Here is a 12,618-nt window from a genome sequence, read left to right as displayed (position 1 = left end):
CAGACCCCGCTCCTCAAACGCCGGAGGGGCTGGATTTGGGTCACGCCGGAGTGCCTGCCAGGCCGCTTTCCCAGGCCCAGGCGGCGATTTCGACGCGGTTGCGGGCGTCGAGTTTGGTCTGGACGTTGGCCAGGTGGGTCTTGACCGTGGAGAGGGAGACGTAGAGCTCGGCCGCGATCTCCGCGTTGGTCAGGCCGCGCGCGAGGCAGCGTACGACTTCGCGTTCCCGGTCGGTCAGGGGCTCCGCCGGGCGGCGGGCGGCCACGGAGGCGGGGGTGCGGAGGGCCATTTCGCGGAGCAGGCGGACGGTGATGGCGGGTGAGACGAGGGAGTCTCCGACGGCTGCGGCCCGGACCGCTTCAACCAGCATGGCCGGGCTCGCGTCCTTGAGGAGGAAGCCGGAGGCTCCGCCGTGGAGCGCCGCGTGGACGTACTCGTCGAGGTCGAAGGTGGTGACGATGACGATGCGGGGGCGGTCGCTGCCGGAGAGGCGGCGGGTGACTTCGAGCCCGTCGAGGCGTGGCATGCGGATGTCGAGGAGCAGGACGTCGGGGCGGTGCAGGGCGACGGCCGCGAGGGCGGCTTCGCCGTCGACGACGTCGGCGACCACTTCGATGTCCGGCTGGCTTTCGAGGATCATCCGGAATCCGGTCCTGACCATCTCCTGGTCGTCCGCGATGATCACTCTGATCGTCATGCGCCGCCTGCCCCACTGTCGCCCGCTGACTGTGCTTGCCCACCTGGTGGGTTCTCCCCAGGGGTCTTCCCATGGGAACCGCGGGCGCTCCGGCCCGCAACCGCACGGCGGAGCGCCGGCAGGGGTCCGCGGGGCCGGGGCAGCGGTGTCCCAGCCTCGCGGTACTGCGGACGACGTTACGTACATTTGGTGCATCGCGCCTCGTCCTTCCGGCCCCGTGGGCATGGGCCGGAAGGACGAGAAGAACGACGCGAAGAACGACGGGAGGGCCGGGTCAGAGCGTGGCGGCCGCGTTCTTGATGTCCGTGGCGAAGGTGGAGACCTCGGTGTAGACGCCGGGGTAGTCGGGCCGGGCGCAGCCCTCGCCCCAGCTGACTATGCCGACCTGGATCCAGGCGTTCGCGCTGTCCCGGCGGAACATGGGGCCGCCCGAGTCGCCCTGGCAGGTGTCGACTCCGCCCTGGGCGAAGCCGGCGCAGATTTCCTCGGCGGGTACGAGGGAGCTGCCGTAGGAGGCCTGGCAGGAGGCGTCGGAGACGAAGGGGACGGTGGCCTTCCGCAGGTAGCGCTGCTGGCCGCCGCCTTCTCGGGTGGCGCCCCAGCCGGCGATGGTGAAGGTGCCGTTGTCGTAGTCCTTGGTGTCGGCGATCTTGAGGGTCGGCAGGTCGATGGGTTTGGCGAGCTTGATGAGGGCCCAGTCCTTGCCGCTGCCGTTGTAGCCGGGGGCCTGGAGCACCTTGGTGGACTTGACCTTGATGGCGCTGGAGCTGTTGAGGTCGACGACTCCGGCGGTGGCGGTGATGGAGGTGTTGTTCCCGGATCCGTCCACGCAGTGGGCCGCGGTGAGGACGATCTGCTGGGTGTAGAGGGCGCCGCCGCAGCCCATGGAGAGGCGGACCATGAAGGGGAACTCGCCTTGGGCGGCGCGCGTTCCGCCGACGACGGGGGCCGTGGAGGCGGTGGCGGAGCCGGGCTGGAGGCTGACGACCGCGAGGGCGACGGCCCCTGTGGCGAGGGTGCGCTTGAGGTACCGGACGGAGGTTCGGGCAAGGGTGGACACAGTCGACACGCTGCCTTTCGTGGGGGGTTGGGCCTTGCGCGTCATCGGGTGCACGACGGACGTCCGTGGGGCGGGTGCCCGCACGGCGAGCGTCCACATGACGGGTTCATGACAGACTCCATGACACATCGCACGCACGATCGGCTTCAAGAACGCGTTTTCGGACAATGTGCGGCGCGGGAGGCCCCATGACGCGGAAGAGCAGGCACAGCAGCCCGGTTGAGCACGGATTTCCGCATCTGGACACGGTCCGCCGGGCCATCACCGCACTGTTCCGGCGGCTCTCCGGCGACGGGGTCCGCTCCTACGACACCGCCTTCGCCCCCGCCGACGCCGCCTTCGGCCCGGCCGACGACCTGTACCTCGGCGCGCACCGAGTGGCTTCCGCGATGGTCCGGGCGCTGCGGCTGCCCGACGCGCGCATGGTGGTGAGCTTCCGCGCGATGGAGGAGGCGGCCACCGTGGAGCTGACGGCCGGTCCGGAATACTTCGTCGAGGTCAACGACCGGTTCCGCGTCCATCGCCGCGATCTGGCGGCGGCCCTCGCCCACGAGGTGACGCACGTCCTGCTGCACCGCCTCGACCTGCGGTTCCCCTCCACCGAGGCCAACGAGATCCTCACGGACACCGCCGCCGCGTACCTCGGCGCCGGCTGGCTGCTGCTCGACGCCTACCGCGAGGACGAGCTCACCCACCAGAAGCTCGGCTACCTCACGCCGGAGGAGTTCGGCTACGTCCTCGCCAAGCGCGGCCGGCTGCTGGGCGGCGAGGACCTCTCCACGTGGTTCACCAGCCCGCAGGCCTACGAGGCGTACGTGCGCGGTCGCGCGCTGGCCGACCAGGACCTGCGCCGGGCCCCCCTGGCGGCCGCGGGCCGCCCCGAGCGGCGGCGGTACGTCCGGGACCGCGCGGCGGGCGGGAGCGCCCCGGGGCAGGGGGCGGCGTACCGCTTCGAGGAGCACGCGGGCGGGCTGCGGGTGAGCTTCCCGTGCCCGGTGTGCGAGCAGCGGCTGCGGCTGCCCGCCCACGGCGGACCGGTCCGGGCCCGCTGCGGGCTGTGCCACACGGTCCTGGAGTGCGACACCTAGGCCACGGGCCGGCACGGTCCATGACGGGGGTTCACCCGCCGGTCATGAAAAGTTACTTACCGGCCAGTAGACATGGGGGCGACGGCCGTCCAGCCTGGTCCCGTACATGTCAATGCGTGACCGAGGAGCGTCCCCCATGCGCAGCACCCGTACCACCGCCGCCGCCGCAGTGGCCGTAGCCGCCGCCGTACTGGCCTTGGTTCCGGCCGCCGCCGCCCAGGCGGCCCCCGCCCGGGCGGCCGCCCCGGCCGTCAGCGCCGCCACCGCCTCCGCGCCCGGCGGCAACGCGGTGTTCCTCGGCCTGGACTACGCCACCTGGCAGCGGGACGTCGCCGCCGTCATCGACGCGGCCCGCCCCGGGATCGAGGAGCGCATCGCCGCATCGCCCGCCGGTGAGAAGCCGGCGATCGTCCTCGACATCGACAACTCCTCGCTGGAGACGGACTTCCACTGGTTCTGGACCTCCCCGACACCCGCGATCGCCAAGGTCCGTGACCTGACCCGGTACGCGAACGACCACGGGGTCGCCATCTTCTTCGTCACCGCCCGCCCCGGCATCGTGTACTCCCTGACCGAGCGCAACCTCAAGGCGGTCGGCTACCCGGTCTCGGGCCTCTACGTCCGCGATCTGCCCGCACTGTTCAGCGAGGTCAGCGCGTACAAGACGGCCAAGCGGGCCGAGATCGAGGCGCGCGGCTACACGATCATCGCCAACATCGGCAACAACCAGAGCGACCTGGTCGGCGGCCACGCCGAGCGCACCGTCAAGCTGCCGGACTACGGCGGCAAGCTCTCCTAGGCGCTGTCGCCGTCCAGCTGGGCGGCGATCGCGTTGACGGCCGCCCAGCCGAAGGCCATCGCGGGGCCGATCGTGGCGCCCGGCCCCGGGTAGGTCTCCCCCATCACCGCCGCCGAGCAGTTGCCCGAGGCGTAGAGGCCGGCGATCGCTGTGGAGTCCTCGCGGAGCACCCGGCCGTCGGTGTCGGTGACCAGTCCGCCCTTGGTGCCGATGTCCCCCGGGTGCACGGGGACCGCGTAGAAGGGGCCCTTCTCGATCGGCGCCAGGTTCGGATTGGGGAGCGTCGGGTCGCCGTAGTAGCGGTCGTAGACGCTCTCGCCCCGACCGAAGTCCTCGTCCACGCCCGCCCGCGCGAAGCCGTTGAAGCGGCTGATCGCGGCGGGCAGGCCGGGGGCGGCGGTCTGCCGGGCCAGCTCCTCCAGGGTGTCGGCCTTCTTCAGGAAGCCGCTCTCCAGCCACTTCCTGGGGAAGGGCTGGCCGGGGAAGAGCCCGGCGAAGATGTACCGGGCCTTGGAGCGGGCGTCGAGGATCAGCCAGGACGGCACGGTCGTCGCCTCCGGCCGGTCGGCGGCGTACATCCGGTCCACGAACGCGTGGTAGGGCAGGGCCTCGTTGGCGTACCGCTCCCCCGCCTCGTTGACGATGACCATGCCCGGGATGCCCCGGTCGGCGACGAGGAAGAACGGCTTCTCCCCCGGCGGGCACACGGACGGCGCGCCCCACACCTTGTCCAGCAGGTCGGTGGCGGCCCCCAGTTCCTCTCCGATCCTGAGGGCGTCGCCGCTCTGGCCTTCGGAGGCGTGCGTCCAGGCCGTGGAGGTGGGCGCGGGCAGGTGCTTCTCGCGCAGCGCCTGGTCGTGCGAGAACCCGCCGGAGGCCAGCACCACCCCGCCCCGCGCCGCTACGGTCACTTCGCGGCCGCCGCGCAGGACCCGTACGCCCGTCACCCGCCCGGCCGGGTCGGTGACCAGGCCGGTCAGCGGCGCCGACAGCCACAGGTCGCCGCCGAGCCGGTCCAGGGAGAGCCGCATGCGGGCGACGAGCGCCTCCCCGAGGGAGAGGAGCTTGCGGCCGGTGGCCAGCGCCCCCAGCGCGCGCAGGCCGACCTTGACTGAGGTCTTCTTGCCCGCCCAGGTCCGGCTGACCATGTTGAGGAAGCGGAAGTCGTACGAGGTCATGGTCAGCCCGTAGGTGGGCAGTCCGGCCCGGCGCATGGTGGCGCCCAGCTCGCCGAGCCGTTTGAGGTCGACGATGCACGGTTCGATGGAGCGGCCCTGCGCCATGCCACCCTGGGCCTCGGGGAAGTAGTCCGAGTAGCCGGGGGTGTACATGAAGCGGATCTCGGTGCGGTCGTGGAACTCCTCGACCATGCGCGGCCCGTGGGCGAGGTACGCGTCCTTGCGCGCGGCCGGGACCCGGTCGCCGACGGTGGCATCGAGGTAGGCACGGGCCTTCTCGCGGGTGTCGGCGAGGCCGGCCCGGTCGAGGTGGAAGTTGCCGGGGACCCAGATCGCGCCGCCGGACAGGGCGGTGGAGCCGCCGTACTTGTCGGTCTTCTCCACGACGAGGACGCTCAGGCCGCGCAGCCGGGCGGTGACGGCGGCGGCGAGACCGGCGGCGCCGGACCCGACGACCACCACGTCGTATGCACAGTCGGTCGAGGAGGTCATCCGAAGGCTCCCGTGGCGTAGGCGCTGCGGTAGTACAGCAGGGGTGAGCCGCCGTCGCGGGTGGTCAGTTCGAGGACCCGGGCGGTGACGAGGTAGTGGTCGCCGGCCTCGTGGACGGCTTCGAGGGCGCAGTCGACGGTGGCGAGGGCGCCGGTGATGCGGACGGCTCCGTGGGCGGAGGGTTCCCAGTCGACGCCCGCGAACTTCTCCTCGCCCGGCCGGCCGAGGGCCTCGCACACGGAGCGCTGCTCCTCGGCGAGGATGCTGACCCCGAACCGGCCGGCGGCCCGGACCTTGGGCCAGCTGGAGGAGCCCTTGCCGACGCAGAGCAGGACCAGCGGCGGGTCGAGGGAGAGGGAGGCGAAGGACTGGCAGGCCAGCCCCGCCGGGCGGCCGCCGTCGGCGACGGCCGCGACGACGGTGATGCCGGAGGCGAAGGCTCCGAGGACCTCGCGGAAGGCGGCGGGGTCCACGGAGCGGGAGCGGGCGTCCCCCTCGGCGGGTGGGGTCAGCCGTTCCACTGGTGGCCCCAGAAGCTGTCCGAGGTGATCTCCTTCGCGGTCCAGGTGGCGGGGTCGACGACCAGGCCGTCCCAGCCGTACTCGACCTGGAAGCCGCCGGGGGCCTGGGCGTAGAAGGAGACCATGTGGTCGTTGGAGTGCCGGCCGAGGGTGGAGGCGATGGGGATGCCGGCCTTGTTCATGCGGTCGAGGCAGTAGCCGACGTCGTCCAGGGTCTCCAGTTCGACCATGAAGTGGACGATGCCGGGCGGCAGCGCGCCCGGGTAGAGGCCGAGGCTGTGGTGGCGGCGGTTGGGGCTGAGGAAGTGCATCCAGTGGAACTCCCGGCCGGGCTTGCCGGTGGGGACGGCGACCGGGGGCAGCTTCATGGAGTCGCGGAGCTGGAAGCCGAGGAGGTTCTCGTAGAAGTCGAGGGTGACCTCGGTGTCGGCGGCGGGCAGGACGACGTGGCCGAGCCCGAGGCTGCCCTCGCGGCCGCCGGTGACGAAGCGGTTGCCGTACGGGGTCCCGAGCGGGCTGTGGTCCTGGGCCTGGCCCCAGTAGATCTCCAGGGGGTTGCCGCTGGGGTCCTCGCAGTGGATCAGGCCCTGGACGCGGCGGTCGGCGAGGGTGGCCCCGTCGCCCTGCTTGACGGTGTGGCCGGCGCTCTCCAGTTCGGCGGCGGCGTCCTCCAGGGCGCGGGCGTTCGCGACCTCGAACCCGGCGGCGAGCAGCCGGTCCTGGGTTCCGGCGACGAACTGGAAGCGGTGGACGCGATCATCGATGCGGACGTTCAGGAGGGTGTCCGTGGTGCCTTGGGCTTCGGCCATGCCGAGGATGTCGAGGACGTAGGTGCGCCAGGCGGCGAGGTCGGCGGTCTCGATGCGGAGGTATCCGAGTGCGCGGATGTCCATGGGGGAACTCCTCGGTGGGATCAGGGGGTTCAGTGGAGGAAGAAGTCGGTGGCGAGGCGGTTGAACTCGTCGGCGGCCTCGGTCTGCGCCCAGTGCCCGCAGTGCGGGAAGACGTGCAGGCGGGCGTCGGGGATGGTCTTCAGGGCGAGGAAGGCCCCGTCGACGGGGTTGACCCGGTCCTCGCGGCCCCAGGTCAGCAGCACCGGACGGCTGATCCGGTGGGCTTCGCGCCAGAGCATGGCGGCCTCGGGCCACTTGGCGAAGGAGGCGCCCATGCGGGCGTTTCCGAGCCTGGCTTCGGGGTCGGTGGCCTGGGCGTAGCGCTCCTCGACGAGGGCGTCGGTGACGATCGCCGGGTCGTGGGCGAGGGTGGTGAGGAAGGTCCGCATCTGTGCGCGGGTGGGCTCGGGGGCGAGGCTGAACTCGAAGAGCCGCTTGATGCCTTCGGTGGGGTCGGCGGAGAAGAGGTTGAGCGAGATGCCGCCGGGGCCCATGAGCAGGAGCTTGTCGACGCGGCCGGGGTGGTCGAGGACCAGGCGGGTGGCGGCTCCGCCGCCGAGGGAGTTCCCGATGAAGTGGGCCCGCTCGATGCCGAGTGCGTCCATGAGGGCGATGACGGCGTTGGCGCTGAAGCTGAAGTAGTCGCGGTCGGGTTCGGGTTTGTCGGAGCGGCCGTAGCAGGGCTGGTCGACGAGCAGGGTGCGGAAGCGTTCGGCGAAGTGGGGCAGGTTGCCGCCGAAGTTGGACCAGCCGGAGGCTCCGGGGCCGCCGCCGTGCAGCATGATCACGACGGGGGCGTCGGGGGTGTCCCGGGGGCCGGCCTCGTGGTAGTGCAGGGTCAGGGCGCCGGCCTCGGCGGTGCGGGAGGTGTTCTCGCACGTCAGTGCCCGCGCGCTCATAGCATCGTGTCCTGGATGTCGAGGCCGAGGGCGCCCTGGCCGAAGAGGACCAACGCCCGCTCGGGGTCGTTGGCGGCGTGGCCCCGGCCGGTGTGGACGTCGCGCCAGGCGCGCTGGACGGGGTTGGCGCCGGTGCGCATGGCGCTGCCGCCCGCGTTCTCCATCAGGAGGTCGACGGCGGCGACGCTGCGTTCGGTGGCGAGGACCTGGTCGCGGCGGGCGCGGGTGCGCAGCGGCATCGGGAGTTCCTCGCCGCGTTCGGCCAGCGCGTAGAGCTCGCCGATGTTGCGCTGGAGCTGGAGCCAGGAGGCGTCGATGTCGCTGGCGGCGCGGGCGATCCGGACCTGGGCGAAGGGGTCTTCGGCGACCTGCTGGCCGTAGGAGACGCGGAAGCGTTCGCGGGTCGCGGCGACGTAGCCCTCGTAGGCGCCTTCGGCGATGCCGACGATGGGGGTGGAGATGGTGGTGGTGAAGACGGAGGCGTACGGGAGCCGGTAGAGCGGCTCGGGGTTGAGCCGGTGGCCGGGGACCTGGAGGGCGGTGACGGGGCCGAAGCTCAGCGCGCGGTGTTCGGGGACGAAGACGTCTTCGACGAGGATGTCGTTGGAGCCGGAGCCGCGCAGGCCGACGGTGTCCCAGACCTCGTCGATGCGGTACTGGGCGCGGGGGATCAGGAAGGTCCGCATGTCGACGGGGCGGCCGTCGGCGTCGGTGACGAGTCCGCCGAGCAGGGCCCAGTCGGCGTGGTCGCAGCCGGAGGAGAAGTGCCAGCGGCCGCTGACGGTGAATCCTCCGTCCACGACGGTGACCTTGCCGGTGGGGGCGTAGGAGGAGCAGATCCGCGTGTCGCGGTCCTGGCCCCAGACCTCTTCCTGGGCGCGGGGGTCGTAGAGGGCCACGTGCCAGGGGTGGACGCCGAGGACGGAGGAGACCCAGCCGGTGGAGCCGCAGGCCTTGGCGATCTCCTTCACGGCGGCGTAGAAGAGCGCCGGGTTCGCGGCGCGGCCGCCGTGGGCCTTGGGCTGGAGCAGGCGGAAGAAGCCGGTGGCGGCCAGTTCCTTGATGCTCGCCTCGGGGACCTTGCGCTGCGCTTCGGCCTCCGCACCGCGCTCGCGGAGGGCGGGGGCGAGTGCGCGGACTGCTGCGAGGACCTCTTCGTCACTCATGGTGTCCCCTTCTCGGATCATCTCGGATCAACTCGGATCAAGGATCTTCGGGTGTTCTGGATCGATGGCGAGGAACGTACGCCGGGGGGTCCGGGCGCGGAACGAGGTGTTCCCGCTGAGCGGGAAGCCCGCCGGAACTACTACTCGAAGTATTACTGAATGAAATAACCCCCTCCCGGTGCTTCCCCTCCGGCCAGGAGCCGTGGCAGGGTCGCCCCAACGCCTCACGCAGGGGGTTTTCTCGTGCTTGACCAGGTCTTGGAGACCGAGCTCGCACCGCTGTCGCTGCTGGAGAAGGCCGCGAGGGTGCTGGGCGCCTTCGAGGGTCCACAGCCGCGGCTGTCGCTCACCGAGGTCGTGCGCCGCTCCGGAATCCCGCGTTCTTCCGCCCATCGGATCCTCGACCAGCTGGTGCGGTTGCGCTGGCTGGACCGCGAGGGCCGCGACTACCGCATGGGCATGCGCATGCTGGAGCTCGGCGCGCTCGCCTCCCACCACAACCGGCTGCGCCGGGCCGCCCTGCCGCTGCTGCACGCGCTGCACGAGCAGACGGGCCGGGTGGTGCACCTGTCGGTGCTCGACGGGGCCGAGGTGGTGTGCCTGGAGCGGATCGGAGGCTCGGAGGCCACCACCGTGCCCTCGCGGGTCGGCGGCCGGATGCCCGCGTACTGCACGGCCACCGGCAAGGCGATCCTCGCGTTCAGCGACCCGTCGGCGGTGGAGCACGTCCTCGCCCAGGGCCTGCGGCCGCGCACCGCCCGCACCCTGATCCGGCCGCTGGCGCTGCGCTCCGAGCTCGCGGCGATCCGCGAGCGGGGGGTGGCGTACGACCGGGAGGAGAGCTTCCGCGGGATCTCCTGCGTGGCTGCGCCGCTGCGGGGGGCCGGGCGGGCCGTGGCCGCCGTGTCGGTGTCCTCCGGCCGCGGGGACCGGGAGCCGTCCCGGCTGGCGCCGGCGGTACTGGCCTGCGCGCGGTCGGTGTGGCGGGAGCTGTACGGGCCCGGCCGCGCGGGCCGGGCCGGGTCCGCACCGGCTCCGGACCTGGAACCGGCCGTCTCCGCGCAGGCGATGGACAACATGATGGGGTGGCTGCGGTTCAGCGAGTGGATGTAGTGGGTAGTGGTATCCCATCGCGCGAATGAAGGACCGGGCCCGACCCCTCGCCAGGGGGCCGGGCCCGTTCCGTTCAGCCGTCGTAGGTGACGCGGACCCGGTCGCCGAGCGGCAGCGCCTGGCAGGCCAGGAGGTAGCCGTCGGCCACGTCCTCGCGGTCCAGGACCTCGTTGCGGACCATCTTCGCCCCGCCCTCCAACACCCGGCAGCAGCAGGCGCTGCACGCGCCCTCGCGGCAGGAGTACGGGGCGGGGACGCCCGCGGCGAGCAGCGCGTCGAGGAGCGGGGTCCCGGCCGGCCAGGGCACGGTGTGCACGGCCCCGTCCAACTCCACCTCGGCGGTGGCGCCTCCCCCGGCCTCCGGGGCCGGGGACGGGGCCAGGGGCGCGAAGACGTCGCCGCTCAGGGAGAAGTACCGCTCGCGGTGGACGGATCCGTCCGGGGCGCCGGACGACCGCAGGGCCGCCTGGGCCGCGTCCATCAGCGGGACGGGCCCGCACAGGTAGGCCTCGCGGCCGGCGTACGGGGCCACGAGCGGGCCCAGGTGCGCGGCGCCCGGCAGTCCCTGGAGGCTCTCCAGCCAGTGCACGACGGTGAGCCTGCCGGGGTGTTCCTCGGCAAGCCCCCACAGCTCGTCGCGGAAGATCACCGAGCCGGGGTCCCGGTTGGCGTACACCAGCGCGACGTGGCCCCGGCCGGCCGCGAGCGCCGACTTGGCGATGGAGAACACCGGGGTGATCCCGCTGCCGCCCGCCACCAGGAGGAGGTCCCGGTCCAGGTCGGCCGGGGTGAAGGTGCCCGCGGGCGGCAGGATCTCCAGCTCGTCGCCGACGGCCGCGCTCTGGCAGAGCCAACCGGATCCGGCGCCGCCGGGGACCCGCTTGACGGTGATGCGCAGCGGGTCCCCGGTGTGGGGGGAGCCCGCCAGGGAGTAACAGCGGGCTTCGCCGCCCGCTCCGCTCGACGGGGGCAGCCGGAGCGTGAGGAACTGGCCCGGGCGGTACGGGAGTTCCGCGTCGAGTACGAGGGAGACCGCGTCGGCGGTCTCCTGGATCCGCTCGGTGACGCGGACCAGCAGCCTGCCGGGTGCTCCGCCCGGGGCCGGAGCCGGGGCCGCGCTCCGGGCCTCCGCCGCGCGGGGCGGCGTAACCGCTCTGTCGGTGTCGGTGTCAGGCATCGGCCGCCACCTCCAGACGGCCCTCCAGGACGGCCGCCTCGATGCTCGCGCGCAGGGCTCCGCAGGAGCGGACGCGGGCGCCGAGCCCGCCCGCCGCGACCTCGGCGGCGATGCGCGGGCATCCCCCCGGAAGCACGGCGGCCTCCTCGGTCCACTGGATCTGGGTGTGGGCGGGGCTGAACTTCTCGCACAGCACCCGGGCTCCGCACTCCCCGCACGCGACCGGGGTCATCACGGGGCCCCGGCCGCGCGGCGGGCGAGGTTCCCGGCGACCTCGGCCTTCCAGGCGGCGGTGGCGCGGGTGGTGTCGATCTCGAACTCGAAGCGGCGCACCATCTCGTCCTTGACGTCGGCGCGGTCCACGTAGAACTGCTCGTACCAGCGGCGGAGCTGGTAGACGGGGCCGTCCTCCTCCGTCAGGAGCGGGTTGTCGATGCGGGTCTTGTTCTTCCAGATCTCGACGTCCTGCTCGAATCCGACGGCGAGGCCCTCGGAGGTCAGGCGGGCGGCGTCGGCGGCCTGTTCGTCGGTCATGCCGGGGAGCTTCCTGACGATCGTCCCGTACATGAGCATGAAGCTGTTCTCGTCGATGGGGTAATGGCAGTTGATGAGGACCGATTCGAGCTCGACGCCGCCGCCGATGTCGCTCCACAGCTTGTCGATCATGTACGAGGGGCCGTGGTACGAGGCGTCCGAGCGCAGGCCGCCGCCGGTGGAGAGGGTGCCGAGGTCCACGTCTCCGCGCGGGGTGGACTCCATGTACTGGGTGGCGACGTGGCCGTCGAAGACGTTCTTGAAGTAGGTCGGGAAGGCGTAGTGCACGTAGTAGAAGTGCGCCATGTCCACGACGTTGTCGACGATCTCGCGGCAGTTGGAGTTCTCCACGCGCAGGGAGTTCCAGCTCCAGTCGCTCCACTCGGGGTCGCCGACGCCCTCGATGACGGGGATCGTGACCTCGGGCTGCGGCGGGTTCCCCTCCGGGTCGTGCCAGACGTAGAGCTGGCCGTTGCGTTCCAGGGAGGTCCAGGCGCGGGTCCGCGCGCGCGGCGGGACGCGGCGGGCGTAGGGGATGGCGGCGCAGTGTCCGTCGCCGGACCAGCGCCAGTCGTGGAAGGGGCATGCGACGGTGTCGCCCTTGACGGTGCCGTGGGCGAGGTTGCCGCCCATGTGGGGGCAGTAGGCGTTGAGGACGCTCAGCTCGCCGGTGTCTTGGCCCTGGAAGACGACGAGTCGGGTGCCGAAGGCTTCGATCTCGTGCGGGGTTCCGTCCCGGAACGGGGCGGCGAGTCCGAGGCAGTGCCAGCCTCTCGCGAATCTCGCGGGCACGGGGGCAGCCTCTATGACGCGGGGCGCTTCGTCGGCTGCGGTCGTTTCGGCCATGGGTGGCCCTCCACTTCGTTGTGGTTCGGTTCGTGGTGCGGCAGGCCGCCGTCTCGGGGGGGGGGGGGGGGGGGCGGCCCCCCCCCCCCCGCGGCGCCGGCGCCGGGGACGGGCGGGGCCCCCGGCGCCGCGGCGCGGGGGGGCGGGCGCGGGCG

General features: G+C 72.4%; 13 protein-coding genes. 3 read left to right on the top strand and 10 right to left on the bottom strand.

The features are described 5' to 3' along the window. Window positions 1–40: 40 nt before the first annotated feature. Entirely contained in the window at window positions 41–697 is a 657-nt protein-coding gene (locus ACFXDJ_RS29915; protein WP_384653035.1) for a response regulator, read from the bottom strand. 274 nt (window positions 698–971) lie between these two features. Beyond that, on the bottom strand, window positions 972–1,766 hold the full coding sequence (locus ACFXDJ_RS29910; RefSeq protein WP_384653033.1) for a S1 family peptidase: 795 nt from the start codon (window positions 1,764–1,766) through the stop codon (window positions 972–974). A 179-nt stretch (window positions 1,767–1,945) separates the two neighbouring features. Between ACFXDJ_RS29910 and ACFXDJ_RS29905 the strand changes: the two genes are divergently transcribed. Next, entirely contained in the window at window positions 1,946–2,845 is a 900-nt protein-coding gene (locus ACFXDJ_RS29905) for a hypothetical protein (protein ID WP_384653032.1), read from the top strand. Window positions 2,846–2,981: 136 nt separating this feature from the next. After that, window positions 2,982–3,644 (top strand): HAD family acid phosphatase, encoded by a 663-nt coding sequence (locus tag ACFXDJ_RS29900; RefSeq protein ID WP_384653030.1) that lies wholly within the window; start codon window positions 2,982–2,984, stop codon window positions 3,642–3,644. Here ACFXDJ_RS29900 and ACFXDJ_RS29895 read toward each other — a convergent pair. From ACFXDJ_RS29895 to hsaA, 5 genes are read right to left on the bottom strand one after another with little or no spacing between them, the layout of a single operon-like run. Further along, window positions 3,641–5,314, bottom strand: a complete 1,674-nt coding sequence (locus ACFXDJ_RS29895; RefSeq protein ID WP_384653028.1) for an FAD-dependent oxidoreductase — start codon at window positions 5,312–5,314, stop codon at window positions 3,641–3,643. The two genes, ACFXDJ_RS29900 and ACFXDJ_RS29895, sit on opposite strands and share 4 nt — an antisense overlap. Beyond that, the gene (locus ACFXDJ_RS29890; RefSeq protein ID WP_384653026.1) at window positions 5,311–5,835 is read right to left on the bottom strand and encodes a flavin reductase family protein; all 525 of its coding nucleotides are present in this window, start codon (window positions 5,833–5,835) and stop codon (window positions 5,311–5,313) included. Before ACFXDJ_RS29890 ends, ACFXDJ_RS29895 begins: the two co-directional genes overlap by 4 nt. After that, complete coding sequence (locus ACFXDJ_RS29885) at window positions 5,823–6,728, bottom strand: VOC family protein (protein ID WP_384653024.1); 906 nt, start codon at window positions 6,726–6,728, stop codon at window positions 5,823–5,825. The genes ACFXDJ_RS29890 and ACFXDJ_RS29885 overlap by 13 nt, the downstream gene beginning before the upstream one ends. A gap of 29 nt (window positions 6,729–6,757) precedes the next feature. Then, window positions 6,758–7,627, bottom strand: coding sequence for a 4,5:9,10-diseco-3-hydroxy-5,9,17-trioxoandrosta-1(10),2-diene-4-oate hydrolase (gene hsaD, locus ACFXDJ_RS29880; RefSeq protein ID WP_384653022.1), 870 nt, complete (start codon window positions 7,625–7,627; stop codon window positions 6,758–6,760). Continuing rightward, complete coding sequence (hsaA, locus tag ACFXDJ_RS29875; RefSeq protein ID WP_384653020.1) at window positions 7,624–8,793, bottom strand: 3-hydroxy-9,10-secoandrosta-1,3,5(10)-triene-9,17-dione monooxygenase oxygenase subunit; 1,170 nt, start codon at window positions 8,791–8,793, stop codon at window positions 7,624–7,626. Before hsaA ends, hsaD begins: the two co-directional genes overlap by 4 nt. A 243-nt stretch (window positions 8,794–9,036) precedes the next feature. Between hsaA and ACFXDJ_RS29870 the strand changes: the two genes are divergently transcribed. Continuing rightward, window positions 9,037–9,906 (top strand): IclR family transcriptional regulator, encoded by an 870-nt coding sequence (locus ACFXDJ_RS29870; protein WP_384850900.1) that lies wholly within the window; start codon window positions 9,037–9,039, stop codon window positions 9,904–9,906. Between the two features lie 73 nt (window positions 9,907–9,979). Here the strand turns inward: ACFXDJ_RS29870 and ACFXDJ_RS29865 are convergent, their stop codons facing one another. The 3 genes from ACFXDJ_RS29865 to ACFXDJ_RS29855 are packed head-to-tail and all read right to left on the bottom strand — an operon-like array spanning window position 9,980 to window position 12,463. Then, on the bottom strand, window positions 9,980–11,083 hold the full coding sequence (locus ACFXDJ_RS29865) for a 2Fe-2S iron-sulfur cluster-binding protein (protein ID WP_384653016.1): 1,104 nt from the start codon (window positions 11,081–11,083) through the stop codon (window positions 9,980–9,982). Then, window positions 11,076–11,315: a hypothetical protein gene (locus tag ACFXDJ_RS29860; RefSeq protein WP_384653014.1), complete on the bottom strand. Its 240-nt coding sequence runs from the start codon at window positions 11,313–11,315 to the stop codon at window positions 11,076–11,078. The genes ACFXDJ_RS29865 and ACFXDJ_RS29860 overlap by 8 nt, the downstream gene beginning before the upstream one ends. Continuing rightward, window positions 11,315–12,463, bottom strand: a complete 1,149-nt coding sequence (locus tag ACFXDJ_RS29855; protein ID WP_384653012.1) for a Rieske 2Fe-2S domain-containing protein — start codon at window positions 12,461–12,463, stop codon at window positions 11,315–11,317. The genes ACFXDJ_RS29860 and ACFXDJ_RS29855 overlap by 1 nt, the downstream gene beginning before the upstream one ends. Window positions 12,464–12,618: the final 155 nt, after the last annotated feature.

Source organism: Streptomyces sp. NPDC059443 (assembly GCF_042750105.1).
GTDB lineage: Bacteria > Actinomycetota > Actinomycetes > Streptomycetales > Streptomycetaceae > Streptomyces.
The sequence above is the reverse complement of the archived record's forward strand: the minus strand, read 5'-3'. Positions and strand labels throughout refer to the sequence as shown.

Excerpts from the sequence above, each read along its gene's own strand:
- ACFXDJ_RS29860 (WP_384653014.1), bottom strand. The coding sequence starts at position 11,315 with ATGACCCCGGTCGCGTGCGGGGAGTGCGGAGCCCGGGTGCTGTGCGAG.
- ACFXDJ_RS29900 (WP_384653030.1), top strand. The coding sequence starts at position 2,982 with ATGCGCAGCACCCGTACCACCGCCGCCGCCGCAGTGGCCGTAGCCGCC.
- hsaA (WP_384653020.1), bottom strand. The coding sequence starts at position 8,793 with ATGAGTGACGAAGAGGTCCTCGCAGCAGTCCGCGCACTCGCCCCCGCC.
- ACFXDJ_RS29885 (WP_384653024.1), bottom strand. The coding sequence starts at position 6,728 with ATGGACATCCGCGCACTCGGATACCTCCGCATCGAGACCGCCGACCTC.
- ACFXDJ_RS29905 (WP_384653032.1), top strand. The coding sequence starts at position 1,946 with ATGACGCGGAAGAGCAGGCACAGCAGCCCGGTTGAGCACGGATTTCCG.
- ACFXDJ_RS29855 (WP_384653012.1), bottom strand. The coding sequence starts at position 12,463 with ATGGCCGAAACGACCGCAGCCGACGAAGCGCCCCGCGTCATAGAGGCT.
- ACFXDJ_RS29915 (WP_384653035.1), bottom strand. The coding sequence starts at position 697 with ATGACGATCAGAGTGATCATCGCGGACGACCAGGAGATGGTCAGGACC.
- hsaD (WP_384653022.1), bottom strand. The coding sequence starts at position 7,627 with ATGAGCGCGCGGGCACTGACGTGCGAGAACACCTCCCGCACCGCCGAG.
- ACFXDJ_RS29865 (WP_384653016.1), bottom strand. The coding sequence starts at position 11,083 with ATGCCTGACACCGACACCGACAGAGCGGTTACGCCGCCCCGCGCGGCG.
- ACFXDJ_RS29895 (WP_384653028.1), bottom strand. The coding sequence starts at position 5,314 with ATGACCTCCTCGACCGACTGTGCATACGACGTGGTGGTCGTCGGGTCC.